The following is a 26,017-nucleotide window of genomic DNA, read 5'->3' as shown; positions in this document are numbered from 1 at the left end:
GCCTATTGCGGCTGCAGCCCGATCTCGTGCGCGGCCTTCTGCCAGCGCTCCGCCTCCGAGCGCAGGAAGGCGCGCAGCTCGGCCGGCGTCGATCCCTTCATCTGCACGCCGAGCGCCGACAGCCGCTCCTTCACCATCGGATGCTCGAGCGCGGCGACGGCCTCGCGACGCAGCTTCTCGATCACGTCCAGCGGCGTGGTGGCCGGCGCCACCATGGCCCACCACTGGTCGATTTCCAGGCCCTTGAGCCCGCTCTCGGCGAGCGCCGGCACGTTCTGCAGGCCGGGCAGGTTCACCCGCTGCGTGCTCGTCACCAGCAGCGGGCGAATGCGGTTGCCGCCCAGCAGGCTGGAGCCGCTGGCCAGCGTCGCGAAGTGGCCTGCAACCGTGCCTGCCGCCACATCGGTGAGTGCGGGCGCCGAACCGCGGTACGGGACCATGTTGAACGCGATCTTCGTGCGGCTCGCGAGCAGCTCCGCCGCGAGGTGGCTCACCGTGCCCGCGCCGCTGTGCGCGATGGCCGGCGGCGTGCCCTTCGCCGCGGCCGCCGCCGCTGTCTTCAGGAAGGTCTTGAAGTCCTTGCTGTCGTCGCCCATGCCCGCGAAGAACACCAGCGGCGAGGTGCCGATCATGGTCACCGGCGTGAAGTCGCGCAGCAGGTCGTAGGGCAGCTTCGCCGTCACCGCTGGTGCGATGGCATGCGGCAGTTCGACGATGGCGATGGTGTAGCCGTCGGGCGCGGCCTTGGCCGCCGCGTCGGTGCCGATCATGCCGGCGGCGCCGGGCCGGTTGTCCACGATCACCGGGCTGCCGATGGTCTGGCTCATGCGCTGCGCCATGGCGCGAGCAATCGCGTCGGTGCTGCCGCCGGCCGCCCACGGCACGACGAGCTTCACGGGCTTGTCGGGGTAGGCCGCCCACGCGGGGCTGACGGAAGAAGCGAGCAGGGCTGTAGAGCCGGCGGCCACGAAGGCCCGGCGATTCATCGTCGGCATGTCGGATTCCTGAAGAGGTTAGGGTCTGTTCACACTATTTCCGGGGTCGCGTTGGTGCTCCAAGGGGCTGGCTGCAAGGCGCCCGTGCGCAGCAAGGCTTTCGCCTTGCAAGCGCGGGCAACGCCGCAGACGGCCCCTTGGAGCACCAACCCTGCGGGAAGGGCAGTCAGGGCGGGCCACTCGGCGTTGCGCTCCTAGCGTGTGCGCATGCACACGCGTCGTCACGCGCCTGGATTGGCCTGCCCTGGCTGCCCTTCGCGACCCCGGAAATAGTGTGAACAGACCCTAAATCGGGCGATCGGGCCAGCTCGGGTCGCCGGTCGCGTTGGCGGTCAACATCAGCACCACGTGCGCGTCCGCGGCGATGGAGTTGTTCTCGCGCAGTTGCCGCAGCGCGGCGAGGCCGCCTGCCGCGCACAGCTCGGCGCTCACGCCGGCGGCCGTGAGCACGCGCCGCGCGGCACGTGCTTCTTCATCGTCCACGACCACCGCGCCACCGCCCGTGGCCGTCGCGGCCTGCCATTGGAGGTAGGTGACCGTGGCACCCGCCGTGGAGAACTGCGCCGTGTGCCCCGGGTAGCTGCCATTGATGGCACCGCCCGCGAACACGCGCGCCAGGCGCGGGAACGGCTCCACCAGCCAGAGCTTCGGCAGACGCGCGATGCGCCCCGCCGCCAGCAGGTCGCGGAAGCCCGCGTAGATACCCCATGCCAGGTCGCCGCGCGCAGTCGGGATCACGACGTGGTCGGGCAGGCCGCCATCGTTCAGGCACTCGAGCGCGATCGGCTTGTAGCCCTCGATCGCCAGCGGCGCGCTGCCCAGCGCGGGCAGGCGGTAGTTTGTCAGCGCGAAGTAGCCGGGATGCTGCGAGCGCTCGCGCACGAAGGCCCAGCGGCCGGCGTTGTCGGAGAACACGTAGCGGCGCGCGCCCAGCGCGTCGAGCTGCCGTGCATAGGTGGCCGGCATGCCCTCGTAGGTCGCCACCTCGCAGCCCAGGCCCGCGGCCCATGCGTAGTGCGCCGCCGAAACGGCCGCGTTGCCCGAGGAGGCCAGCACCAGCGTGTGGGCGTCGAAGTCGAGCGCCTGCGCCACGCCCACCGCAGTCATGCGGTCCTTGTGCGAGCCGGTGGGGTTGCACGACTCGTCCTTGATCGACAGGCGTGACACGCCGAACTGCTGCGCCAGCCCGGGCATGTCCTGCAGCGGCGTCTGCCCTTCGCCCAGCGCGAAGCTGGAGGTGTAGGGCATGGGCATCAGCTCCGTGCTGTCGGGCAGGTAGCTGGCGCGCAACGCCACGTGAATGCCCTCGCGCCTGCATGCCGGGCAGCCGTCGTTCGTCAGCGTGACCGGGTAGAGCGCATCGCATCGCAGGCACTGCAGCCCGCGCAGGTTCGGGTTGCGCGCGGGTTTCGGCGTGCGGTCGCGAACCAGCCCCAGGGGATGGCCCGGGGACGGGGCATGGCTCAGCGGGTCCAGCGGGGGAGCGGCGAACTTGAAGTCCAGAACGGGCGATGTCGTCACGGGGGTCTGCGCTTGATGAAGTTGTGACTAAATCTTATGCAATCGGAAATAAAATTACGCAGCCTCAGATACTCAACCGATAACAAAACTTATCGATGCGATTCGGCGAAATCGAAACCTTCCGGGCACTCATGCGCAGCAGCTCCACGCGCAAGGCCGCTGCCTTGCTGCATGTGACGCAGCCCGCCATCAGCCAGTCGCTCAAGCGCCTGGAGGCCCAGGCCGGCATGCTGCTGTTCCAGCGCACCGGCGGGCGGCTGGTGCCCACGCCCGAGGCGCGCGCGCTGTGGGTGGAGGTGGAACGGGTCTTCATCGGCATGGACGCCATCGAGCACCGGGTGCGCAGCCTGCGCGACTTCGGCGTCAGCCAGCTCGAGCTCAGCAGCTTTCCGGCCTACGGCCTGGGCTTCATGCCGCGCGCGCTGGCGAGGCTGAAGGCGCACCGCGGCGCGAGCCCCTGGCCGCAGGTGTCGCTGCAGGTGCTGAGTTCTAAGGACGTGCGCGACCGCGTGGCCATGGGCATCTCCGACTTCGGGCTGATGGCCGACGAACTCTCGCTCGAAGGCATCGACCATTCGACCTTCTCGCGCTTTCCCGGCGTGGTGGTGATGCCGCCCGACCACGCGCTGGCCCGCTTCAAGACCATCAAGCCCGAGCAGCTCGCCGAGGCGCCCTTCATCTCGCTCAACCCCGAAGACCCTTCGCACCAGCGGCTGGAGGCGGCGCTGGCTCCGCACGGCGTGGCGCTGCGGGTGCTGGTACAGACGCCCTACGCGGCCAGCGTGTGCGAGATGGCGTTGCGCGGCCTGGGCGTGGGGCTGGTCAACCCGATCACCGCGCTCGACTACGCGGAGCGCGGGCTGGTGGTGCGCAAGTTCTCGGTCGACGTGTACTTCACCTGCCTGCTGGCGCTGCCGGCGGGCAAGGTGCTTTCGGCCACCGCGCGCGACTTCATCTCGCTCATGCGCCAGCAACTGGCCGAGGACGAGAAGCGCATCCAGCGCCACCTGCGCTAGGACCCGCTCGCACTCACTTCCAGCTGAACTCGTGGTTGAGCCCGATCACGAAGCCGCGCACGCCCTGCGGCCCGGTACGCGACGCGCTCACGTCCACGCTGATCAGCGGCGTGATGCTGAAGCGCCCGCCCAGGCGTGAGGTCCAGACGTTCGACGCACGGTTGCGCTCCGCAATGATCGACACCGTGTCGTTCAGCGCCCATTCGACGCCGATACCGCCGCGCGGCGTGCGCACCCCGGTTCCGGTCGCCCAGTCGGCGCCGACGTTCGCGTGTATCTGCAGGCTGTCCAGTGGCCGCCAGGTGACGGGAATGACGAACTGCCCGCCCGCGCGGTCGCCGCGCTTGAAGTCGAACACCGCGCCCATCGACACGGCCGCGCTGAAAGGCGCATCGGCCGCCTGCCCGTAGAAGTTCCACTTGAGCTGCGGCCCGCCGGTGACCGAATGCACGCCGCCCACCGAGGTGCGATCGAGGTTCAGGCCCAACTCGAAGGGCCCGACGCGGCAGGCCGGCCCGAAGTGAAAGCCCGTGACGGGCTCGACGCCCGTGCGGCCCCACCAGGTCTCGTACTGGCACTGGCCGGGGTCGAGCGTGCTGGCGTCGTCCACGTCGAAATGCCCTGCCGCCTGGGCGACCGGGCCCGCGATCAGTCCCGCTCCAAGGCAGGAAGCCGCGAGCATCCAGCCGCGCGCTGGCGGTCGGGTCGTTGTTCTGCTGTACCTGATGTTCTTCATCGCTCGCGTCCCCGGGGCCTCGAACCATTCTAGGGACGCGCAAAGTAGGTGCAATGACGCGGCGCCGGGCCGCCCAACGGCCCTCCTCAGATCTCGAACTGGGGCTGCAGCTCGCGGATGCGCTTGATCGCCACGCCCGCCGCCGCCGTGCGCGTCTCCACGCCCAGCTTCACGTACACCCGCTCCAGGTGCTTCTTGGCCGTGGCCGGGCTGCTGCCGAGTATTTCGCCGATGTCTTTGTTGGTCTTGCCCTTGACCACCCAGTACAGCACCTCGGCCTCGCGCGCCGTGAGCTTCAGGCTCAGGCTCATGGCCTCGATGACCGCGGTGTCGGACACCTCGCGCATGATGATCATCCACTCGTCGCCGTCGTCGTCCCCGCCGGTCTGCTGGTGCAGGCGCAGCGTGAGGCTGCTGGCGCCCTGCACGATGGACAGCGCCGGCGGCTCGATGCCGCGCTCGCGCGCATCGGGCGTGTGGCTGCGCAGCCATTCGAGCACCGCCGGCGGCGTCTCGGGCGCGCGCGTGTCGCAGTAGCGCAGCAGCAGGTCGCGCGCGAGCGCCGTCTGCCAGATCAGCCGCCCCTGCGGCAGCCGCACCGTGATGCTCGCGTAGCCGAAGGCGTCGAGCGCGTTGCGCGCCTGCCCGGCCTGCCGCGCGTCCTGCCTCGCGCGGCGCGCGCCCTGCAGGTGCACGTTCATGCGCGCCAGCACTTCCTTCGGCTTGATGGGCTTGGTGACGTAGTCGACGCCCCCCGCCTCCAGCGCGGCCACCAGGTGCTCGGTCTCGGTGAGCCCCGTCATGAACACGATGGGAATGTGCGCCGTCGCGGCATCGGCCTTGAGCCGGCGTGCGACCTCGAAGCCGTCGATGCCCGGCATCATCGCGTCGAGCAGCACGATGTCGGGCTTGGCCTGCACTGCGCGCTGCAGCGCCTGCTCGCCGTTGGTGGCAATGAGCACGGTGTAGCCCGACTCGTCCAGCGCGTCGTGCAGCACCGCGAGGTTGTCGGGCACGTCGTCGACGATCAGCACGAGGTCGCTGTTGGCGCCCTGCTGTTCGCGCAGGGTCCTGGCGAGCGATGAAGTTTCCATGGCGGGAATTGGCGTCGTGGTCACGCTGCGCTCTCCACGGCCTCGGCCAGCGCGCGGCTCATGGCCTCGAACTGGAACTGGCGGGCCAGCACGCGCTGGGCGTCGGTCCATGCCGCGCACTCGGGCTGCGCGGCGTCGATGTCGTCGAGCTGGGTCATGATGCCCCGGAAGTAGCCCAGGCCCACGGCCTCCTCCAGCGCACGCAGGCGGGCCAGCGAAGGCGCCAGCATCGCGCGCGGCGCGGCGACGGCGGCGGGCTTCACTGCGGTCTCGGTCCACCGCAGCCCGAGCCGGCGTTCGAGCCAGTCGAGCAGCTCCGTGTGGCGCACGGGCTTGACGAAGAAATCCTCCGGCGCAATGCCCACGTCGTTGTCCAGCCCCTTGTCGAAGGCGTTGGCCGAGACGATGGCCACGGCCGCCTCGGTCAGCCCCAGCTTGCGCGCGCGGCGGATCGTCTCCCAGCCGTCGATGCCGGGCATGGCGAGGTCGACGAACATCGCGTCGGGCCGGTAGCCGGCCGCAACCAGGTCGAGCGCGTCGTGCCCGCTGGCCGCGCTGCGCAGCTCGAAGCCCAGCGGCGCGAGCAGGTGGCCCAGCAGATCGCGGTCGGCTTCCTCGTTGTCCACCACCAGCAGGCGGCGGCGCGGGCCTTCATAGCCGCGCCGCGCGCGCTGCACGGGCAATGCGCGCCCGGCGCCGGCCACCGTGTCGTGCACGCGCGGCAGGAACAGGCGCACGCAGAAGAGCGAGCCCTCGCCCGGCGTGCTGCTCACCTTCATCTCGCCGCCCATCAGGTCGGTGAGCATCTTGGCGATGGTGAGCCCCAGCCCCGCGCCCGGTGCGGCCGACATGCCCGCCGTATTGCCGCGCGCAAAGGGCTCGAAGATGCGCTCGATGTCCTCGGCTGGCATGCCCGGGCCCGTGTCCTCGATCTCGATGGAAGCGAACTCGCGCGCATAGGCCAGCCGCAGCGTGACCTGCCCCGCGGCCGTGAACTTGATCGCGTTGCCCAGCAGGTTGATGAGGATCTGCAGCACGCGCTTTTCATCCGCGCGCACCACCTCGGGCAGCGGGCCCGCCGCCTCGAAGCGAAACTGCAGCCCCTTCTCCGCAGCCTGCAGCTCGAACATGTCGGCCAGCTCGCGCAGGGTGTCGGCAAAGCGCATCGGCCGCGCATGCAGCGTGAGCTTGCCGGCCTCGATGTGCGCGATGGCCAGCGTGCCCTCGATGAGCGAGAGCAGGTGCTCCCCGCCGCGCTTGATGACCGCCACCGCCTGCTGCCGGTGCGGCGGCACGGAATGGTCTTCGCCCATCAGCTGCGCGTAGCCCAGGATGCTGTTGAGCGGCGTGCGCAACTCGTGGCTGATGGCGCTGATGTAGCGGCTCTTGGCCTGGTTGGCCTGGTCGGCGGCCTGCTTGGCCAACTCGGCCGCGAGCTTGGCCTGCTCCGCGATCTCGCGCGCCTCGTCGGCCGACTGCTTGGCGGCCTGCAGCGCGCGGTCGGTCTCGCGGTGCAGCTCGATCTCTCGCACCAGCAGGTGGGTCTGACGGTTCGATTCCTCCTGCGCGACCTTGCGGCTCTGGTGCGCCAGCACCAGCCACCACGCGACGATGCCCGCGATGACCAGCAGCGCCATGTACGCCTTCAGGAAGCCCGAGCGCAGCGACAGCTTCTGCAGGCCGGCCAGCGCGGCCGCCACCTCAGACTCGGAGGCCAGCTCCAGCGCGCCCTCGCCGAAGGCGCGCAGTTCCTGCTGGTAGAGCACGCCGAACACCACCGCCAGCAGCGGCACGATCACCAGCATCAGCAGCAGGAAGTGCCCCAGCCCCGTGTCGAGGTAGCGCCAGCTGCGCCGCGGCAGCAGCCAGCGCAGCACCGCCGACCACTGCGAAGACAGGCTCGCGTGCGGCTTGCACAGGTCGCCGCAGCGCGCATCCAGCGTGCAGCACAGCGAGCAGATCGCACCCTGGTAGGCCGGGCAGTGGGCCATGTCCGGCCCTTCGTACTCGCGCTCGCAGATCACGCAGTGCTGCACCTTCAGGCGCTGGTAGCTGCCCTCGTGCTCCACTCTCGCCCACCGCACCGCGCCGGAGCCGGAGGACGGCACGCCACGCGCCAGGTAGTACTTGCCGCCGGTCGCCCAGGCCAGGAGCGGCGATGCCACCAGCGCGGTGCCCAGCGCGATCAGCGCCGAGAAGGCCTGCGCCAGCGGCCCGAACACGCCCAGGTGCGCCGTGATCGACAGCCCCGAGGCCAGCGCCATCGCGCCCACGCCCACCGGGTTGATATCCCACAGGTGCGCGCGCTTGAACTCGATGCCCGGCGGCGACAGGCCCAGTGGCTTGTTGATGACCAGGTCGGCCACCACGGCCATCATCCAGGCGATGGCGATGTTGGCGAACAGGCCCAGCACGTCGCCCAGCGCCTCGAACACGTTCATCTCCATCAGCATGAAGGCGATGAGCGCGTTGAACACCACCCACACCACCCGCCCCGGGTGGCTGTGCGCCACGCGCGAGAAGAAGTTGCTCCAGGCCAGCGAGCCCGCGTAGGCGTTGGTCACATTGATCTTGAGCTGCGAGATCACCACGAACAGCGCAGTGGCCGCCACTGCCCAGCCGTAGTGCGGAAACACGTACTCGTAGGCCGCGAGGTACATCTGGTTCGGATCGACCGCGCGGTCGGCCGGCACCATGTGCGTGATCGCCAGGTAGGCCAGCAGCGCCCCGCCCAGCATCTTGAGCACCCCCAGCACCACCCAGCCCGGCCCGCCGGCCAGCACCCCGGCCCACCAGCGCCGCGCAGTGGCCGCGGTGCGCGCCGGCATGAAGCGCAGGTAGTCGGCCTGCTCGCCCATCTGGGTGATGAGCGCGATGCCGACGGTGAGCGCCGCGCCAAACAGGTGCAGATCGAAGCCTTTGGTGCCCGAGCGCACGCCGTTGTAGTGCACGATGCCCGCGAACGCACCAGGATCGCGCACGAGCACGTAGGCGAAAGGCACCACGAGCATCAAGAGCCACAGCGGCTGGGTCCACAGCTGCAGCCGGCTGATGGCCGACACCCCGTGCGTGACCAGCGGAATCACCACCAGCGCGCACACCAGGTAGCCCCAGACCGGGGGAATGCCGAGCGCCAGTTCCAGCGCATAGGCCATCACGGCAGCCTCCAGCGCGAAGAAGATGAAAGTGAAGCTCGCGTAGATCAGCGAGGTGAGCGTGGAGCCGATGTAGCCGAAGCCCGCGCCGCGCGTGAGCAGGTCCATGTCCACGCCATAGCGCGCCGCGTAGACGCTGATCGGCACGCCCGCCAGGAAGATGATGAGCCCGGTCGCCAGGATCGCCCAGAAGGCGTTGGCGAAACCGTACTGCACCAGCAGCGTGGCGCCCACCGCCTCCAGGATCAGGAACGAGGCCGCCCCGAAGGCCGTGTTGGCCACCCGCCATTCAGACCATTTGCGGAAGCGCTGCGGCGTGTAGCGCAGGGCGTAGTCCTCCAGCGTCTCGCTGGCCACCCAGCTGTTGTAGTCGCGCCGCACCTTGACGATGCGCTGCGGGGCGTCGTCGGGGGTGGTCGGGGCGGCTTCGGTGTTCACACCGTTTCGGTGCATCTTCCGTGCCTGAATCGTTGCTCGCCCCCAGGCTGCGCGCACTCCGTGTCGCGCGCGCCAACCCCCTACCGGGGGCGGGCCGGCCGCTTCGGGCGGCCGTGCGCGGCGGCCCAGGCTGCCAAGCGGCACGACTGTTGCAAAGAAGCCGGCTTGCCCATAATGGCCGCCTCCTCCCGCCACCCGACGCCGATCTCATGGAACTGACCCCGCGCGAAAAAGACAAGCTGCTGATCTTCACCGCGGCGCTCCTGGCCGAACGCCGCAAGGCCCGCGGCCTCAAGCTCAACTACCCCGAGGCCGTCGCCCTGATCTCCGCCGCCGTCATGGAAGGCGCGCGCGACGGCAAGAGCGTCGCCGAACTCATGAGCGAAGGGCGTAGCGTGCTCACCCGCGCCGATGTGATGGACGGCATCGCCGAGATGATTCCCGACATCCAGGTCGAAGCCACCTTCCCGGACGGCACCAAGCTCGTGACCGTCCACCAGCCAATCCTATGACCTCCCCCAGGCTGCGCGCACTTCGTGTCGCTTCGCCCACCCCCTCGCCGGGGGCAACACCAACGGCCGGGCAAAGCCCGTTCCGTGGTGTTCCCCGGAAGTGCTTCCATCCTATTGGAGACCTGCTGATGCGCATTCATCGATCCATCCTCACCGCCCTTCTCGCCGCAGTCGCGGTCTTGCCGCTCGCGGCCAGCGCCCACACCGGCGTCGACGGCGGCCTGCACCACGGCTTCGTCACCGGCTTCATGCATCCGCTGACCGGCGCCGACCATCTCGCGGCGATGGTCGCGGTCGGCTTCTGGAGCGCGCTGGCCGCGCGCCGCGCCTGGCCCGACCTGCTCTGGGCGCCGCTGGCTTTCGCCGGCATGCTGCTGGCGGGCGCGCTGGCGGGGCTGGCCGGCGTGCAGCTGCCGGCGGTCGAGCCGATGATCGCGGCCTCGCTGCTGGTGCTGGGCCTGCTGGTGGTCACGCGCGTACACCTGCCGGCCGTGGCGGCGATGGTTGTGGTGGGCGTGTTCGCGGTGTTCCATGGCGTGGCGCACGGCTACGAACTGGCGAGCGAAGAAGGCGCCGCCCTCACGCTGGCCGGCATGGTCTGCGCGACGGTGCTGCTGCACGCCATCGGCATCGCATTCGGTTGGGCGCTGCGCAACGCCAACGCATGGCTGCCGCGCGTGACCGGCGCCGCGGTCGTCGGCCTGGGCGCAACGCTGCTGGCGCAAGCCATCTGAGGTGGCCAGCATGATTCCCGGCGAACTCTTCACCGACGACGGCGAGCACGCGCTCAACCCCGGCCGCCGCACCCTCACGCTGGTCGTGCAGAACACCGCCGACCGGCCGATCCAGGTCGGCTCCCACTATCACTTCGCCGAGACCAACGGCGCGCTCGGCTTCGACCGCGAGGCCGCGCGTGGCATGCGGCTGAACATCGCCTCGGGCGCCGCGGTGCGCTTCGAGCCGGGCCAGCAGCGCACGGTCGAGCTGGTCGACTTCTCGGGCGATCGCATCGTCTACGGCTTTCGCGGCCTCGTTCAAGGAAAACTCTGATGGCCACCATCGGCAGGCGTGCCTACGCCGAGATCTTCGGCCCCACCGTGGGCGACCGCGTCCGTCTCGCGGACACCGAACTGCTGATCGAGGTCGAGGCCGACTACACCCTGCGCGCCGGCGGCTACGGCGAAGAGGTGAAGTTCGGCGGCGGCAAGACGATCCGCGACGGCATGGCGCAGTCGCAGCGCACCCGGGCGCAAGGCGCGGTCGACACGGTGCTGACCAACGCGCTCATCCTCGACCACTGGGGCATCGTGAAGGCCGACATCGGCCTGAAGGACGGCCGCATCGCCGCCATCGGCAAGGCCGGCAACCCTGATGTGCAGCCGGGCGTGGACATCGTCATCGGCCCGGGCACCGAGATCATCAGCTGCGAGGGCAGCATCGTCACCGCCGGCGGCATCGACAGCCACATCCACTTCATCTGCCCGCAGCAGATCGAGGAGGCGCTGTCCTCCGGCGTGACCACCATGCTCGGCGGCGGCACCGGCCCCGCCACCGGCACCTTCGCCACCACCTCCACGCCAGGCCCCTGGCACATCGAGCGCATGCTGCAGGCGGCCGACGCCTTCCCGATGAACCTCGGCTTCCTCGGCAAGGGCAACGCCAGCCTGCCGCAGGCGCTGCACGAGCAGATCGAGGCCGGCGTCATCGGCCTGAAGCTGCATGAAGACTGGGGCACCACGCCCGCGGCCATCAGCAACTGCATGGACGTGGCCGACGCCACCGACACGCAAGTGGCCATCCACAGCGACACGCTCAACGAGTCGGGCTTCGTCGAGAACACCATCGCCGCCGTGGGCGGTCGCGGCATCTGCGCCTTCCACACCGAGGGCGCGGGCGGCGGCCACGCGCCCGACATCCTGCGCGTGGTGGGCGAGAGCAACTTCCTGCCGTCGTCGACCAACCCGACGATGCCCTACACCGTGAACACGCTCGATGAGCACGTCGACATGCTCATGGTGTGCCATCACCTCGACGCCGGCATCGCCGAAGACCTGGCCTTCGCCGAGTCGCGCATCCGCAAGGAAACCATCGCCGCCGAGGACGTGCTGCACGACCTAGGCGCCATCAGCATGTTCAGCTCCGACAGCCAGGCCATGGGCCGCGTCGGCGAGGTCGTCATCCGCACCTGGCAGACCGCGCACAAGATGAAGCTGCAGCGCGGCACGCTGCCCGAGGACAGCAGCCGCAACGACAACTTCCGCGCCAAGCGCTACGTCGCCAAGTACACGATCAACCCGGCCATCGCGCACGGCATCGCGCACGAGGTGGGCTCGCTCGAGGTCGGCAAGTGGGCCGACATCGTGATCTGGAAGCCGGCCTTCTTCGGCGTGAAGCCCTTCACCATCATCAAGGGCGGCAGCATCGCGCTGGCGGCCATGGGCGACCCCAACGCGTCGATCCCCACGCCGCAGCCGGTGCACTACCGCCAGATGTTCGGCGCCTACGGCGGCTCGCTCGCGAAGAGCTCGCTGACTTTCGTCTCGCAGGCCGGCCTGGCCGCGGGCGTCGGCGAGCGCTACGGCCTGAAGAAGCAACTGAGCGCGGTGAAGAACATCCGCAGCGTGCGCAAGAAGGACCTGATCCACAACGGCTACACGCCGAAGATGGAGATCGACGCGCAGACCTACGCGGTGCGCGCCGACGGCAACCTGCTGACCTGCGAGCCGGCGAAGCTGCTGCCGATGGCGCAGCGGTATTTCCTGTTCTGAAGCCCTGGGGAGCGCGGCTGCTTGACAGGCTGCGTATCCTCGAAGGTATTCATCCAGCCAGCGGGCGCCCTCCGGGGCGCTCCATTTGCACCATGCTCACCGCCAACAAACTCATGCCCCAGGGCCGCGGCCTCGCGCCCGTGCTGCTCAAGCGTGCCGCCACCGTCGAACTCGATTGGGACATCCGCCAGAAGAGCCGCTTCGACGCCACCGACTCGCAAGGCCGCCAGATCGGCGTGTTCCTGCCGCGCGGCACGCTGGTGCGCGGCGGCGACGTGCTGGTGGCGGAAGACGGCTCGCTGGTCCGCGTGATCGCCGCGCCGCAGCCCGTGCTTCGCATCACGCACTGCACCGCCCACGGCACGCCCTTCGACCTGACGCGCGCGGCCTACCACCTGGGCAACCGGCACGTGCCCATCGAGCTGAAGCCCGACCACCTGAAGATCGAGCCCGACCATGTGCTGGCCGACATGCTGCGCTCGATGCACCTGATCGTCGTGGCGGTGGAAGAGGCTTTCGAACCCGAGGGCGGTGCGTATGGATCGCACGAGCATTCGCACAGCCATGGCCACAGCCATGACCACGGGCATTCGCACGATCACGGCCACTCGCATGACCATGGCAGCGGCCCGAAGCCGCTGGTGCTCGCGCCGGAGTTGCTGGACGACCACGATGGTCATGATCACGGCCATGGGCACCACGGCCATTCCCACTGACGACCCCACTGACGTGTCCGCCCAGAGCCTCCTGCAGCTGATCTGGCTCGCCTCGCCCGCGCTGCCGGTCGGCGGCTTCTCGTACTCCGAGGGCGTCGAAGCCGCCGTCGAATGGGCCGGCATCGACTCCGAGCCGCGCGCGGCCGAGTGGCTCTCCGACCAGCTGCACCTGAGCTTCGCCCGCGGCGATCTCGCCGTCTGCGCGCAGGCCATCGCAGCCTGGCGCGCCAATGACATGCCGCGCATCCGCCAGCTCAACGGCTGGGTGATGGCCACCCGCGAGTCGGCCGAGTTCCTGCTGCAGACCGAGCAGATGGGCCGCTCCTTCGTCGAGTGGCTCAAGCTGCACCACACCGACACGGCGGAAGTCTTCGCCGACCTGGGCGCGAGCTACCCCGTGGCGTTTGCCTTCGCGGCCAGCCGCGCTGGCGCCACGGTGCACGACGGCAGCCTGGCCTTCGCCTTCGGCTGGGCCGAGAACATGGTGGCCGCCGCCGTCAAGGCCGTGCCGCTGGGCCAGAGCGCGGGCCAGCGCATCCTCGGACGGCTGGCGCGGGAAATGCCCGATGCCGTGACCCGCGCCATGGCCCTCGGCGACGACGAGCGCCAAGCCTTCGCGCCCCTGCTGGCGGTGCTGTCGGCCCGCCATGAAACACAATATTCCCGCCTTTTCAGAAGCTGAACCGGACACCACTGCCATGACTTCCGCCCTGCACCACATTCCCAACCGCACCAAGAGACTTCCGCCGCTGCGCGTGGGCATCGGCGGCCCGGTCGGCTCGGGCAAGACCACGCTGCTGGAGATGCTCTGCAAGGCGATGCGCGACAAGTACGACCTGATCGCGATCACCAACGACATCTACACCAAGGAAGACCAGCGCCTGCTCACCGTGGCCGGCGCGCTGCCGGCCGAGCGCATCATGGGCGTGGAAACGGGCGGCTGCCCGCACACCGCGATCCGCGAAGACGCGTCGATCAACCTCGAAGCCATCGACCGCATGCTGGAAGACTTTCCGGACGCCGACGTGGTCTTCGTCGAGTCGGGCGGCGACAACCTCGCGGCCACCTTCAGCCCCGAACTGTCGGACCTCACGATCTACGTGATCGACGTGGCGGCCGGCGAGAAGATCCCGCGCAAGGGCGGCCCCGGCATCACCAAGAGCGACCTCTTCGTGATCAACAAGACCGACCTCGCGCCCTACGTGGGCGCGAATCTCGACGTGATGGAGCAGGACACGCAGCGCATGCGCCGCCAGCGGCCCTACGTGATGACCAACCTCAAGACGCTCTCGGGCGTGGCCGACGTGGTCGCGTTCATCGAGGAGCGGGGCATGCTGACCGCCGCTTGAGGATTTCGAGCCCTGCCTCGAAGCCTCAAGGCAGGCCGAGGTAGACCCGCAGGTCGTCCTTCATCGTGCCGGCCGAGGCCACGGCCGTGCGCAGGCGCTCCTCGCTCACCCCGAACCATTGGGTCCAGTAGTCGACCTCCTTGAGGTCGGTGACGTCGATCCGTTCATCGTCCCGTGGAATGCGGATCTCTGTGTCTTCGCGCATCGTCTTCTCCTGAAGCCGGAAATTGGTTGATTGACTGAATGAAGGTTGGGCGGCGGCTGCCGGAAGCGCAGTTTCTCCGCCCGCTCCGGCCGGCCGGACGGACGAATCCGCTCCCCCTTGCAGGACAACTGCCATAGTCGCGCGCGACGGCGCGCCATGCGGTGCCGTCCTGCAAGCCGCCCCCGGCCGGGGTGCTTGAATTCGGCCGTGACCTTATTCATTCGCGGAGAAGCGACTATGGAGCCTCATAACCAGCGGCTGCTAAGCATGGGGGTGCCGGGCCTGAACGACGTGCTCGGCGGCGGCCTCGAGCCGAACCGGCTTTATCTTTTCGAAGGCACGCCAGGGGCCGGCAAGACGACCATCGCGATGCAGTTCCTGCTCGAAGGCGTGGCGCGCGGCGAGTCCGTGCTGTATGTGACGCTGTCCGAAACCGAGCATGAGCTGCGCGGCGTGGCCGCCTCGCACGGCTGGGACATTTCCAGCGTCAACGTGCGCGAGATGCTGCCCACCCAGGACAGCCTGCAGCCCGAAGAGCAATACACCATGTTCCACCCCTCGGAGGTGGAACTGAGCGAAACGACGCTGCGCCTGCTGAGCGACGTGGAGGCCATCAAGCCTTCGCGCATCGTGTTCGATTCGCTCTCCGAGCTGCGGCTGCTTTCGGGCACCTCGCTGCGCTACCGCCGGCAGATCCTGGCGCTCAAGCAGTTCTTCGCGGGGCGCCAGTGCACCGTGCTGCTGCTGGACGACATGACCGCCACCGAGCACGACCTGCAGGTGCAGAGCATCGCGCACGCGGTGGTGCGGCTGGAGCAGTCGAACTCCGACTTCGGCGCCGCGCGCCGCCGCCTGCTGGTCGTGAAGTACCGCGGGCAGTCTTTCCGCGGCGGCTACCACGACTACAAGATCGGCCGCGGCGGCCTGCAGGTGTTTCCGCGCCTGGTGGCGGCCGAACACGTCAACGACACTGCACTAACGAGTCTGCCCAGCGGGCTGGAGTCGCTGGACGCACTGCTGGGCGGCGGCCTCGAGAAAGGCACCAGCACCTTGTTCGTCGGCGCGCCGGGCACGGGCAAGTCGTCGGTCGCGGTGCAGTTCGCCGTCGCGGCTGCGGAGCGCGGCGAGGCTTCCGCCCTCTTCATCTTCGACGAGAGCATCAACACCCTGCGCACGCGCTGCACCGGCCTGGGCATGAAGCTGGAGCCCCATGTCCGATCGGGCCGCATCCGCCTCAAGCAGGTCGACCCGGCCGAGCTGTCCCCGGGCGAGCTGGTGCACGAGATCCGCCAGGCGGTGACCGGGCACGGCGCGAAGGTGATCGTCATCGACAGCCTGAACGGCTACCTCAACGCAATGCCCGACGAGCGATTTCTCATCGTGCAGCTGCACGAGCTGCTCACCTACCTCGGGCAGTCCGGCGTGGCGACGCTGCTGGTCGGCGCGCAGCACGGGCTCATCGGCGCGCAGATGCAGACACCGGTGGACGCCAGCTACCTTGCCGACGCGGTGGTGCTGCTGCGCTACTACGAGGCGGAAGGGGAGGTGCGGCAGGCCATCTCGGTGCTCAAGAAGCGCGGTGGCGTGCACGAGCGCTCCATCCGTGCGTTCTCGATGGACCAGCGCGGCCTGCACGTCGGCGATCCGCTGCGCCGCTTCAGAGGCATCCTGACCGGCGTGCCGGTGCCGATCGATGGCACTGCCACGCCCCCGCCGTGACCGAGAACCCGACGATCCAGCTGCCGCAGCTGCGAGATCCGCAGTTGCGCGTGCTGATGAGACCCGCGACCGCGAAGGACGCCGCGATGACGGCCGTCGTGCTCGAGCACGCCGGCATCGAGGCCCACACCTGCGCCGATCTTCCCGGGCTGCTGCGCGAAATGGCCGGCGGCGCCGGCGCGCTGCTGGTGTCCGAAGAACTGCTCTCAGGCAGCGGCGCCGCCGAACTCGCCGCGGCCGTGGCGGCCCAGCCCCCGTGGTCCGACCTGCCGGTGCTGATACTCGCGCGGCAGGGTGCCGACTCGCGCGCCATCTCCACCGCGATGGAAGGCATCGCCAACGTCACCGTGCTGGAGCGTCCGCTGCGCGTGGCCTCGCTGGTCAGCGCTTTGCGCAGCGCGCTTCGCGCGCGCCGGCGGCAGTACGAACTGCGCCGCATCCTGGAAGACCTCAACGAGGCCGACAGGCGCAAGACCGAGTTCCTCGCCACCCTCGCCCACGAACTGCGCAACCCAATGGCGCCGCTGAGCACCGCGCTGGCCATCCTCAAGCGCAAGCCGCTCACGTCAGAAGCCGCGCGGCCCTACTACGAGCTCATGGGCCGCCAGCTCGACCACATGGTGCGTCTGGTGAACGACCTGATGGAGGTCTCGCGCATCACGCGCGGGAAGATCGAGCTGCAGCTGGACGAGTTCGTGCTGGAAAAGGTGATCCGCGGCGCGGTGGAGCTCAGCCGCCCGCTGATGGACGCCGGCCGGCACACCCTCGAGCTGCACATCGCCGACGCCTCGCTGGCGGTGATGGGCGACAGCGTGCGCCTCACCCAGGTGTTCTCGAACCTGCTGAACAACGCGGCCAAGTACACGCCCGAGGGCGGACGCATCGACGTCTTCCTGGAGCACGACGGCGACGGCCATGCGATGGTGCGCGTGAAGGACAGCGGCGCCGGCATCCCGGCCGCCATGCTGGACGCGATCTTCGAGATGTTCGTGCAGGTCAGCGGCACCGCGCGCGCCGCGCAGGGCGGGCTGGGCATCGGCCTCACGCTGGTGAAGAGCATCGTGGAGCTGCACGGCGGCACGGTCAGCGCGAAGAGCGAGGGGGCGGACCGGGGCAGCGAGTTCACGGTGTCCCTTCCCCTGCTCGGCCACGGCGTACGAACCGGTACGGAGTCGGCGGCACCGGAGGCCGCGATGGCGGTGAACCACCGCATCCTGGTGGTGGACGACAACCGCGACGCGGCCGAATCGCTGGAGGCGCTGCTGGCGCTGCTCGGCGCGAAGGTCGCGGTGGCGTTCAACGGCTCGGACGCGCTGGCGAAGGCCGAACTCTTCGAGCCGTCGATCGCCATCCTGGACATCGGCATGCCCGGCATGGACGGCTGCGAGCTGGCGCGCCGCCTGCGGGCGCATCCCCGCCTGCATGGCATCGGCCTGATCGCTCTCACGGGCTGGGGACAGCCCGACGACCGGCTGCGCATCGCGCGGGCCGGCTTCGACCATCACCTGCTGAAGCCGCTCGATGTCGACGAACTGACGGTGGCGCTGCAGAAGCTCGAGAGGCGCGCCGCAGGCTGAGGCGCCACGCGAAGGAAGGGCTCTGGCAGCCCTTCTCTTTTTCTCAGAGCTCGCTGCCGTCGCGCAGCTGCCGCGCCTTGTAGACCAGCCGCACGCTCGCCCGGCGCGGATCGCCGGACTGCTGCTGCACGTAGATGTCGGTGTCGCTGCTGACCCATGCGGCGTACGCGCTGCCCGGGTCGCGCGACGCCAGCTCGTTGCCGAACGCGCCGCGGCCCCATTGCACCAGCGCCGCGAAGGCCGCCGAACCGGCATCGGATGCGGACTGCGCCGAGGCCACGTACTCGACGCGCCGCAGCTCCGAGGCCGCGAAGAAGAAGGTCGGCTCGAACAGCAGCCCCGCCATCTCGACCGGCGCCGCACGCCATGAGCCAACGAGGCCACCGCTCAGGCGCTGCGGCCTCTGCACGCGCTCGGCGGCGGGCAATGCGGCCTGCAGCTCATCGGCCGACATGCCCAGCCGCACGCCGGGCGGCAGGGCCTGCGCATGCGGGGCGCCCGCGGCGAAAAGGGTTGCGCTTATGGTGAGCGCACGAAGAAGGATCGAGAAGGAAGGAAGTCGCACGACGGGCATCGGAGGGAAGGAAGGCGGCGGCAGCGTGGGACCGCAAGTATCGCGCGGAGTTCCGGCCAGCCGCCGCCGCCCCCTTTCCGTCAGTCCTCGACGAAGCCCTCTTCGCGCTTGGCCTTCACCGGAGGCAGCAGCGCCACGATCAGCTGGCCAGCCGATAGCGCCAGCGCGGGCTCGCACTTCAGCTCGAGAAACAGGTGGCCCTCGATGCCGAAGATCCTCAGGCCTGCATCAGCGGCAGCCGCAACGTCAGCCCCAGCACGCCGTCACCATGGGGCGCCGAGTAGATGCGCCCGCCATGGTGGCCGGCGATGCGCTCGCAGGCCTTTGCGCTGGCCGCCACGGCGGCCGAGAGCTTGCCGTCGAAGAACCTCGCGAGCGGCGGGTGCGCATCGACCGCATCGAGATCGCGCCAGTGGATCACCGCCTGCTCGCCATCGGCATGCGCGGACACCTGCAGCGTAGCTCCGGCACGCATCACGCTGGCCGCATAGGTCGTGACCTTCGCGAGCAGCTCGCGCAGTTCGGCTTCGATCGCGAACACGCGCACCGCTTCATGCGGCAGCTGGATGTCGAGGCGGATGGCATTGCCATCGACCTGGGCCGAAGCCGCGTCGAGCAGCGCCCGGATGTCCTGCGCACGGCTTGCGCCCATGCGCTGCCGTGCTTCCTTGTGGGCGTTTTCGGCAAGCTCGCGCGCCTTGGCACTCTGCCGCAGGTTGGCGACGAAGAGCGAGAGCATCATGCCGACCACGCTGCCGACCCCCAGCAGGATCACGGCGGCGATGATGAGGCCGAGGTTGCCCGAGTGCAGCTGCCCCGCGCCCGTCATCAGCGTGCCCCCAGCGGAGGCTGCGGCGCGGGTTCGCCCGGAAGGTCACGCGCACAGCGCTCCTGCACGGGTGCGCGGCCGGCCTCGCAAGCGGCCCATCCGGGAGGCGGCGGGCGGCGGGCATCGCCGAAGAGCAGCGGCGGTGGCGGGCCTTCGCCACGGAATCCCGGTGGCGGCGGGCGGTAAGGCATGGGCGGCGGGGGCGGCATGATGCAGCCGGTCAGGCCGGAGGCCGCCAGCACGCCCGCGAGAAGCCGGATTCGGTTCATGGGTCGAAGCTCGCTTCTGGATGAGTGGATGAGTGGATGAATGAAGAGCGGAAACGAAAAAGCCGCGCGGGAGAAAAAGGGCTGCAAATGCATGCCCCTTCCCTCCCGCGCGGCGCGCGTCCGTAATCAGAACGCGTGTCGGATGCCGAAGTCGTAGCCGGTGGAAGAACGCGGCAGGCCGGTGTAGCTGGTTCCCGTGCTGCCATAGCCGGTGGTGCTGGCCGACACCAGGCTGCCGGTGTAGTTCACGTCGTTGCGGTTGTTCACGCGCGCCACCGTCGCATACAGCGCCGTGCGCTTGGACAGGTTGTGCACGTAGCCGATCGCGAACTTGCGCGCCAGCGGGTCCTCGCCCGTGATGCCGGCCGTGCCTTCGTTGTAGCGCACCTGCGAGTACGCCACGCGGATCAGGCCTGCGCCCACCGGCACCGTCGCGCCGATCAGGTAGCCGTTGTAGCTGTCGTGCGTGTCGGCCACTGCCGCGTAGTCGAACTTGTTCTTCACGTTCGACAGCTCGCCGAAGAGCTTCACCGGACCGAAGTCGTACGAGGCGCCCAGGTTGATGGTCTGCACGCTGCGCTGCAGCGCGGTGGTGTCCACGACGGTGCTGCGGCCCACGCCCAGTGCCACGTCCAGCGGACCGTTGGCGTAGCCGAAGCGCCCACCCACGTAGCGGCCTGCGCTGCTGCTGGAGGCGGCCGTGGTGCTGGTCGCGTCCGTGCTGGCGTTCTCGTGCAGGGCGTACTGGAACTGGCCGTAGAAGCCGCCCAAGTTCGGCGGCAGGAAGTAGCCGATCGAGTTGCTGGCGCGCACGTAGTTGGCGTTGTTGATGGTGGTGTTGCCGCTGACGGTGCTGATGACGTTGGTGCCCGAGCCGTTGGTGCCGAACGGGTCGAAGACGGTGTCGTTCCAGAAGGTGGGCGTGTAGTCGCGGCCCAGGCGCAGTTCACCGAAGCCACCCGACAGGCTCACGGTGGAGCGGCGGGCGAAGGTGGAGATGCCGGTGGCGCCGTCGTCGTTGGTGATGGGCGCTTCGAGCCAGAAGCTCGCGGCCAGGCCACCGCCGAGGTCTTCGGTGCCGCGAAAGCCGATGCGGCTGGAGTTGTAGCCGGAGTTGCCCAGGCTGGTCTTGCTTTGCTTGATCGAGGCGCCGGTGGTGGTGTCGCGCGAGGTCGTCGACTGGTAGGTCAGGCCGGCGTCCACGACGCCGAACAACGTGACGGACGATTGGGCAGAGGCCAGGCCGCAGACGGCCAGGGCGGCGAATGCCGTGAGGGTTTTCTTCATTCAGGGTTCTCCAGTTGCAGCAGCTCTCCATCGAGCGGCAGACACGCATGGTCCCGTTCAAATTCGGAGGAATCTTGTGGTTCGCCATTGCTTTGCGAGAACTGTTGTTTGCACGCAAACCATGGCCATCCACCGAAGGAAACACCTCGTTCAAGAAGTCTCCCAAAAGCGGCGCGATGCTCTTTCACCGAAGGAGCTCTCCATGACCATCGCCTTGCCACCAGGCAATACCGCCACCACGCTGGGTGTGCAGCAGCTCGCCAGCGCATTCAGCCCCACCTTTTCGTACCTGCGCATTCTTCGCAACCTCATCATTCCGATGCCCGAGGGCCACACGGTGCCCACCGCGCGCGTCGACGCGGTGCTGGTGTGCGAGACGGGCGTGTATCTCTTCGAGATCAAGGCCTGGCGCAACGCCTTCGTCTACCGCAAGAAGTCGGACCAGTCGCCGCCACGCTGGTTTCTTCGGCTGCACGGCGGCAAGAACGCGCGCGAGGTGAAAGACCCCGCGTGGCAGGGCGGGCGCAAGACCACGCAGCTGCGCAGCCTGCTGTCCGACGAGCTGCGGCTGCAGTACTTCGTGCTGCTGCCCTGCGAGGGAATCGAGCTCGAAGGCGTGATGCCGGCGGCCGTCGTCACGCAGCAGGACCTGCCCTACATCGCGCGCCTGGTGCGCAACAACGGTCGCCTCGCGCGCAACTACCCGCTGCTGGACGACCAGGCCATCGACCGCACCGTGGAGCGCCTGCTCGAGATACAGGGCAGCCTGACGATCGAGGACCACCTGCGCAACTGCCGCGAAAGAAACGCGCAGATGCCGCAAGCCGCCGCCGCGCCGGCATGGGCGGCATCGAACGCAATGGGGTTGCAGTAAGCCGCAGGTAAAGACCCCGACCGTTGCGGGGCAGGCAGGAGAAAGTCCCAAATTTCTCCGACATTGGCGGGAACCATGCGGCGATGCAGTTTCCCAAGTCACTCGCAGCTGCCGCCGCGCTGCTTGCTTCCATCGCCGCCTCCATTGCCACATCTCCCGCCTGGGCGGTCGAGCCCTTCACCGTCAGGGACATCAGGCTCGAAGGCCTGCAGCGCGTCGAGCCCGGCACCGTCTTCGCCACCATGGGCCTGCGAGCCGGCGACACCTACAGCGACGAACGCGGCAGCGCCGCCATCCGCAAGCTGTTCGAGCTGGGCCTCTTCAAGGACGTGCGCATCGACGTGAACGGCAACGTGCTGGTGGTGGTGCTCGAAGAGCGCCCTTCCATCGCCGACGTGGACTTCGTGGGCACCAAGGAATTCGACAAGGCGGCGCTGCAGAAGGCGCTGCGCGAGGTGGGGCTGTCCGAAGGGCAGGCCTATGACAAGGCGCTGACCGACCGCGCCGAGCAGGAGCTCAAGCGGCAGTACATCAGCCGCAGCCTCTACAACGCACAGGTCATCACCACCGTCACGCCGCTGGAGAGAAACCGCGTGAACATCACCTTCACCGTGACCGAAGGCGAGAGCGCGCGCATCAAGGAAGTGCACGTGGTCGGCAACAAGGCCTTCAGCGAGAGCACGCTGCTGGACCTGTTCGACCAGGACACGGGCGGCTGGCTCGACTGGTACACCAAGTCCAACCAGTATTCGCGCACCAGGTTCAACGGCGACCTGGAGACGCTGCGCTCCTACTACATCACGCGCGGGTATCTTGAGTTCCGCATCGACTCCACGCAGGTGGCCATCTCCCCCGACCGGCAGACGCTGACCCTCACGATCAACATCACCGAGGGCGAGAAGTTCGTGGTGGCCGGCGTGAAGCTCGCGGGCGACTACATGGGCCACGAGGACGAGTTCAAGACGCTGGTCACCATCCGCCCCGGCAAGCCCTACAACGGCGAGGACGTGGCGGCCACGACCAAAGCCTTCACCGACTACTTCGGCACCTTCGGCTACGCCTTCGCGCGCGTGAAGGCCGAGCCGGAGATCGACCGGCAGAACAACCGCGTGACGCTGGTGCTCAAGGCGGAAGCCTCTCGCCGCGCCTATGTGCGCCGCATCAACATCGGCGGCAACGCCAGGACGCGCGACGAGGTGATCCGCCGCGAGTTCCGGCAGTACGAAGGCGCCTGGTACGACGGCAACAAGATCCGCGCCTCGCGCGACCGCATCGACCGCCTGGGCTTCTTCACCGACGTCAACGTCGACACCATCGACGTGCCCGGCTCGCCCGACCAGGTCGACCTGGCGGTGAACGTGGTCGAGAAGCCCACCGGCTCGCTGCAGCTGGGCGCGGGCTACTCGTCGACCGACAAGGTCTCGCTGACCTTCGGCATCACGCAGGAGAACGTGTTCGGCAGCGGTAACTACCTGGGGCTGAACGTGAACACCAGCTCGTACAACCGCACCATCTCGCTCACGGCCACCGATCCGTACTTCACCAAGGACGGCATCTCGCGCACGATCAACGTGTTCCACACCACCACGCGGCCCTACTACGAGGCCGACGGCAACTACAAGCTCGCGAGCGACGGCGGCTCCATCCGCTTCGGCTTCCCGGTGGGCGAGCAGGACACGGTGTTCCTCGGCATCGGGCTGGAGCGCTGGTCGTTCACGCCGGGCACCAACGGCACCTACACGCTGGTCGACGGCTCCTACGTCTACACAGCCACGCCGCAGGCCTATCTCGACTACTTCAAGTGCACGGGCACGGCGCCGAGCGTGAGCTGCGCCAAGTCGAGCATGATCGCCATTCCGGCCACGCTGGGCTGGTCGCGCGACGACCGCGACAGCGCGCTGGTGCCCACGCGCGGCCGGCTGCAGAGCGCCAACCTCGAAATAGGCGTGGGCAACGAGCTGCGCTACCTGAAGACCAACTACCAGTACCAGCAGTATTTCCCGCTGTCCAAGCAGTACACGCTGGCCATCAACGGGCAGCTGGGCTATGCGCGCGCGCTGGGCGACAGCACCTACCCGATCTTCAAGAACTTCTACGCCGGCGGCCTGGGCTCGATCCGCGGCTTCGAGCAGAACTCGCTCGGCCCGGCCGACTCGGTCACGGGCGGCGCGCTCGGCGGCACGCGCAAGGCGATATTCAACATGGAGTTCAGCACGCCCTTTCCTGGCGCGGGCAACGACAAGACGCTGCGCCTGTACACCTTCCTCGACGCGGGCAACGTGTTCGCCGACCGCACCGCGAGCATGACCGACGCGCAGTGGAAGGCGCAGAACCGCATCCGCGCCTCCACCGGCATCGGCATCAGCTGGATCTCGCCGCTGGGCCCGCTGCGGCTGGCCTACGCGGTGCCGCTGATCTACCAGAAGGCAGACACCGCCAACAACATCGCGGCCGACCGCACGCAGCGCTTCCAGTTCCAGATCGGAACCTCGTTCTGAGCACAGGGAGTCCTGGCCATGGGTCGCATCCTGCTGGTGGAGGACAAGAGGCACGACAGCGCCTCGCTGCTGCTGTGCCATCTGCACGGCGCGGGCCACGAGATCGAGCAGGTCGGGGACGGCGAGGCCGCGCTGGAGCGCATCCTGGGCGAGCCGCCCGCGCTCACGCTGCTCGACGTGGTGCTGCCGCGCATCGACGGCATCCAGGTGCTGGAGAAGGTGCGCTCCTGCGGCAAGCACCCGATCATCATGCTGACCGGGCGCACGCACGAGGCCGACCGGCTGCTGGCGCTGGACATGGGCGCCGACGACTATGTCTGCAAGCCCTTCTCGCCGCGCGAGGTGGTGGCGCGCATCCAGACTGTGCTGCGCCGGCACGCGCAGTGGCGCGACAGCGTCGCCAGGCCTTCGACCGCCGTGCGCTTCGACGACCCGCGCGGCAACGCCTGCCTCGAAGGCCGCGCGCTGACGCTCACGCGCCGCGAGCTGCTGCTGTTGCGGGCGCTGTCACGCGACCCGGGCCGGGTGTTCACGCGCTCCAATCTGCTGGAGGCGGCCTTTCCCGAAGCCTTCGACGTGAACGAGCGCGCCGTGGACGGGCACATCAAGAACCTGCGCAAGAAGCTCGCGGCGGCAGTGCCTTCGCACGACTGGATACGCTCGGTCTATGGCGTGGGCTTCAGCTTCGCGGAACGGCCGGCGGCCTGAGGGCGCGCCGGTCGGCCACCTGGTCCCTGGTCGGGTTGTCAGCTCGCGGCGCGCGGCGGCACCAGCGCCTCGAGGCGCGCTGCGCCGTCCAGCGCGCGCGGATGCATGGGCCTGCCGCCGCCCGCACCGCCCATCGGGGGCATGCCCTGGGGACGCGGCGGCATGTCGCCCGCGGGAGGAGGCGGCGGCCGGTCGATCGCAGGGTTCGCAGCCGGGTCGACCACCAGCGCGAGCGTAGCCACGTAGCGCTGGCGCTCCTCGCGCACCGCGCCAAGCACCGTGTCGCCAGCCTTCAGCGCGATGCCGTCGATGCTGTTGAGCGTGTCGCGCACCCGCGAGCGCTGGTAGAGCGGGACCTGCGTGTAGAGGAACTCGCTGAGTGCATCAGGCAGGAAGAACTGCGAGGTGAGCACCGCGCGCGTTCCGTTGAGCACCTTCACGTGGATGTGCGTGGTGCGCCCCGCGTACCAGCCCGGATAGATGCTTGCGAAGGCGGCGACGCCTTCGCGGTCGGTGAACTGGCTGCCGCGCAGGAAGGTCTTTCCCTCGAAGCCGAGCTTGCGGTCGTCGCCCTGCTCGCCGAAGCCCGAGTAGCGCCCCTGCATGTCGCAATGCCAGATGTCCACGCGCATCCTGGGCAGCGGCCTGCCGGTGGTGTCGCAGACGTTGAAGCGCACTTCCAGCGGCACGCCCTCGAGCCCTTCGGTGATGTCCCGGCGCACCTGGTCCAGTTCGAGGTAGTAGGGGCCTTCGGTGGTCTGCGCGGTCAGCGGCAGCTTCCTGGGCTCGGTCGCTGCCCCGGCGGGCCGGGTGGAGGCGGCGGCCAGCGTGGCGGCGCCCAGGGTGGCCAGCAGGCCGCGGCGGCCGATGGCGGTGGCATCGTGACTTGTCATTCTTCTTCCCTGTGAATGTTCGGGCCGGTGAGAGGCGGACCGGCCGGCCGCGTGACGCGGATCTCGGCCCAGAGGATCAGCAGCGCCCATGCCTGTGCGACCAGGCAGAAAAATACTGCGACCGCCCCATGCAGCACAACGCTCGGTTCCGGATTCATGACCCGATGCTGGGGCCGCATGAAGGAGAAAAGATGGAGATCCCCGGGCGGCATTTCTCCCAGATTCCTCCACATTCGGCCGCGATGATCGGCTGCCGACCCACCCCACCTCCCCCCGCCCGCCCC

At 68.9% G+C, this 26,017-nt stretch carries 26 protein-coding genes; 13 read left to right on the top strand and 13 right to left on the bottom strand.

Features of this window, described 5'->3' with window-relative positions; genetic code table 11:
* Positions 1-2: 2 nt before the first annotated feature.
* Both AC1VNX_RS07920 and AC1VNX_RS07915 read right to left on the bottom strand, forming a co-directional pair.
* Positions 3-995, bottom strand: a complete 993-nt coding sequence (locus AC1VNX_RS07920; protein WP_483156207.1) for a Bug family tripartite tricarboxylate transporter substrate binding protein — start codon at positions 993-995, stop codon at positions 3-5.
* A 285-nt stretch (positions 996-1,280) separates the two neighbouring features.
* The gene (locus AC1VNX_RS07915; protein WP_483156206.1) at positions 1,281-2,516 is read right to left on the bottom strand and encodes a threonine synthase; all 1,236 of its coding nucleotides are present in this window, start codon (positions 2,514-2,516) and stop codon (positions 1,281-1,283) included.
* Between the two features lie 95 nt (positions 2,517-2,611).
* Between AC1VNX_RS07915 and AC1VNX_RS07910 the strand changes: the two genes are divergently transcribed.
* Positions 2,612-3,532: a LysR substrate-binding domain-containing protein gene (locus AC1VNX_RS07910; protein ID WP_367618152.1), complete on the top strand. Its 921-nt coding sequence runs from the start codon at positions 2,612-2,614 to the stop codon at positions 3,530-3,532.
* A gap of 13 nt (positions 3,533-3,545) precedes the next feature.
* Here the strand turns inward: AC1VNX_RS07910 and AC1VNX_RS07905 are convergent, their stop codons facing one another.
* From AC1VNX_RS07905 to AC1VNX_RS07895, 3 genes are all read right to left on the bottom strand, one after another.
* Complete coding sequence (locus AC1VNX_RS07905) at positions 3,546-4,268, bottom strand: hypothetical protein (protein WP_483156205.1); 723 nt, start codon at positions 4,266-4,268, stop codon at positions 3,546-3,548.
* An 86-nt stretch (positions 4,269-4,354) separates the two neighbouring features.
* Positions 4,355-5,362, bottom strand: a complete 1,008-nt coding sequence (locus tag AC1VNX_RS07900) for a response regulator (RefSeq protein WP_483161900.1) — start codon at positions 5,360-5,362, stop codon at positions 4,355-4,357.
* A gap of 20 nt (positions 5,363-5,382) precedes the next feature.
* Positions 5,383-8,970 (bottom strand): hybrid sensor histidine kinase/response regulator, encoded by a 3,588-nt coding sequence (locus AC1VNX_RS07895; protein WP_483156204.1) that lies wholly within the window; start codon positions 8,968-8,970, stop codon positions 5,383-5,385.
* 194 nt (positions 8,971-9,164) lie between these two features.
* Here AC1VNX_RS07895 and AC1VNX_RS07890 point away from each other — a divergent pair, with 194 nt between their 5' ends.
* From AC1VNX_RS07890 to ureG, 7 genes are all read left to right on the top strand, one after another.
* The gene (locus tag AC1VNX_RS07890; protein WP_301505874.1) at positions 9,165-9,467 is read left to right on the top strand and encodes an urease subunit gamma; all 303 of its coding nucleotides are present in this window, start codon (positions 9,165-9,167) and stop codon (positions 9,465-9,467) included.
* Positions 9,468-9,595: 128 nt separating this feature from the next.
* The gene (locus tag AC1VNX_RS07885; RefSeq protein WP_483156203.1) at positions 9,596-10,201 is read left to right on the top strand and encodes a HupE/UreJ family protein; all 606 of its coding nucleotides are present in this window, start codon (positions 9,596-9,598) and stop codon (positions 10,199-10,201) included.
* Between the two features lie 10 nt (positions 10,202-10,211).
* Positions 10,212-10,517 (top strand): urease subunit beta, encoded by a 306-nt coding sequence (locus tag AC1VNX_RS07880; RefSeq protein ID WP_093057422.1) that lies wholly within the window; start codon positions 10,212-10,214, stop codon positions 10,515-10,517.
* Positions 10,517-12,235 carry an urease subunit alpha gene (gene ureC / locus AC1VNX_RS07875; protein ID WP_483156202.1) on the top strand — a complete coding sequence of 573 codons (1,719 nt, stop codon included), beginning with the start codon at positions 10,517-10,519 and terminating at the stop codon, positions 12,233-12,235. Before AC1VNX_RS07880 ends, ureC begins: the two co-directional genes overlap by 1 nt.
* 92 nt (positions 12,236-12,327) lie before the next feature.
* Complete coding sequence (gene ureE / locus AC1VNX_RS07870; protein ID WP_483156201.1) at positions 12,328-12,951, top strand: urease accessory protein UreE; 624 nt, start codon at positions 12,328-12,330, stop codon at positions 12,949-12,951.
* Positions 12,926-13,633: an urease accessory protein UreF gene (locus AC1VNX_RS07865; RefSeq protein ID WP_483161899.1), complete on the top strand. Its 708-nt coding sequence runs from the start codon at positions 12,926-12,928 to the stop codon at positions 13,631-13,633. The genes ureE and AC1VNX_RS07865 overlap by 26 nt, the downstream gene beginning before the upstream one ends.
* A 16-nt stretch (positions 13,634-13,649) precedes the next feature.
* On the top strand, positions 13,650-14,300 hold the full coding sequence (ureG, locus tag AC1VNX_RS07860; protein ID WP_019656511.1) for an urease accessory protein UreG: 651 nt from the start codon (positions 13,650-13,652) through the stop codon (positions 14,298-14,300).
* Positions 14,301-14,325: 25 nt separating this feature from the next.
* On the opposite strand, the gene AC1VNX_RS07855 is transcribed toward ureG, so the two are convergent.
* Entirely contained in the window at positions 14,326-14,505 is a 180-nt protein-coding gene (locus AC1VNX_RS07855) for a DUF3606 domain-containing protein (RefSeq protein ID WP_483156200.1), read from the bottom strand.
* Between the two features lie 237 nt (positions 14,506-14,742).
* Between AC1VNX_RS07855 and AC1VNX_RS07850 the strand changes: the two genes are divergently transcribed.
* The gene (locus AC1VNX_RS07850) at positions 14,743-16,224 is read left to right on the top strand and encodes an ATPase domain-containing protein (protein WP_483156199.1); all 1,482 of its coding nucleotides are present in this window, start codon (positions 14,743-14,745) and stop codon (positions 16,222-16,224) included.
* Positions 16,221-17,801 (top strand): hybrid sensor histidine kinase/response regulator, encoded by a 1,581-nt coding sequence (locus AC1VNX_RS07845; protein WP_483156198.1) that lies wholly within the window; start codon positions 16,221-16,223, stop codon positions 17,799-17,801. The genes AC1VNX_RS07850 and AC1VNX_RS07845 overlap by 4 nt, the downstream gene beginning before the upstream one ends.
* Before the next feature lie 43 nt (positions 17,802-17,844).
* Here the strand turns inward: AC1VNX_RS07845 and AC1VNX_RS07840 are convergent, their stop codons facing one another.
* The 5 genes from AC1VNX_RS07840 to AC1VNX_RS07820 form a co-directional block, all read right to left on the bottom strand.
* Entirely contained in the window at positions 17,845-18,375 is a 531-nt protein-coding gene (locus AC1VNX_RS07840; RefSeq protein WP_483156197.1) for a hypothetical protein, read from the bottom strand.
* 217 nt (positions 18,376-18,592) lie between these two features.
* Complete coding sequence (locus AC1VNX_RS07835) at positions 18,593-19,204, bottom strand: ATP-binding protein (RefSeq protein WP_483156196.1); 612 nt, start codon at positions 19,202-19,204, stop codon at positions 18,593-18,595.
* Positions 19,204-19,473, bottom strand: coding sequence for a hypothetical protein (locus AC1VNX_RS07830; RefSeq protein WP_483156195.1), 270 nt, complete (start codon positions 19,471-19,473; stop codon positions 19,204-19,206). The genes AC1VNX_RS07835 and AC1VNX_RS07830 overlap by 1 nt, the downstream gene beginning before the upstream one ends.
* A 126-nt stretch (positions 19,474-19,599) precedes the next feature.
* Positions 19,600-20,760: a porin gene (locus AC1VNX_RS07825; RefSeq protein ID WP_483156169.1), complete on the bottom strand. Its 1,161-nt coding sequence runs from the start codon at positions 20,758-20,760 to the stop codon at positions 19,600-19,602.
* Positions 20,757-20,948 (bottom strand): hypothetical protein, encoded by a 192-nt coding sequence (locus AC1VNX_RS07820; RefSeq protein ID WP_483156194.1) that lies wholly within the window; start codon positions 20,946-20,948, stop codon positions 20,757-20,759. The genes AC1VNX_RS07825 and AC1VNX_RS07820 overlap by 4 nt, the downstream gene beginning before the upstream one ends.
* A 14-nt stretch (positions 20,949-20,962) precedes the next feature.
* Between AC1VNX_RS07820 and AC1VNX_RS07815 the strand changes: the two genes are divergently transcribed.
* From AC1VNX_RS07815 to AC1VNX_RS07805, 3 genes are all read left to right on the top strand, one after another.
* Complete coding sequence (locus AC1VNX_RS07815; RefSeq protein WP_483156193.1) at positions 20,963-21,634, top strand: nuclease-related domain-containing protein; 672 nt, start codon at positions 20,963-20,965, stop codon at positions 21,632-21,634.
* Positions 21,635-21,717: 83 nt separating this feature from the next.
* Positions 21,718-24,132: an outer membrane protein assembly factor BamA gene (gene bamA / locus AC1VNX_RS07810; RefSeq protein WP_483156192.1), complete on the top strand. Its 2,415-nt coding sequence runs from the start codon at positions 21,718-21,720 to the stop codon at positions 24,130-24,132.
* A gap of 18 nt (positions 24,133-24,150) precedes the next feature.
* Positions 24,151-24,840, top strand: coding sequence for a response regulator transcription factor (locus AC1VNX_RS07805; RefSeq protein ID WP_483156191.1), 690 nt, complete (start codon positions 24,151-24,153; stop codon positions 24,838-24,840).
* A gap of 38 nt (positions 24,841-24,878) precedes the next feature.
* Here the strand turns inward: AC1VNX_RS07805 and AC1VNX_RS07800 are convergent, their stop codons facing one another.
* Positions 24,879-25,733 (bottom strand): intradiol ring-cleavage dioxygenase, encoded by an 855-nt coding sequence (locus AC1VNX_RS07800; protein ID WP_483156190.1) that lies wholly within the window; start codon positions 25,731-25,733, stop codon positions 24,879-24,881.
* A complete protein-coding gene (locus tag AC1VNX_RS07795) occupies positions 25,730-25,891 on the bottom strand; it encodes a hypothetical protein (protein ID WP_483156189.1) in 162 nt (53 codons plus the stop codon). Before AC1VNX_RS07795 ends, AC1VNX_RS07800 begins: the two co-directional genes overlap by 4 nt.
* Positions 25,892-26,017 lie beyond the last annotated feature (126 nt).

The organism is Variovorax sp. TLI9-5A, assembly GCF_056867935.1.
Note: the sequence above shows the minus strand (reverse complement) of the source record. Positions and strands in the feature narration are given on the sequence as shown.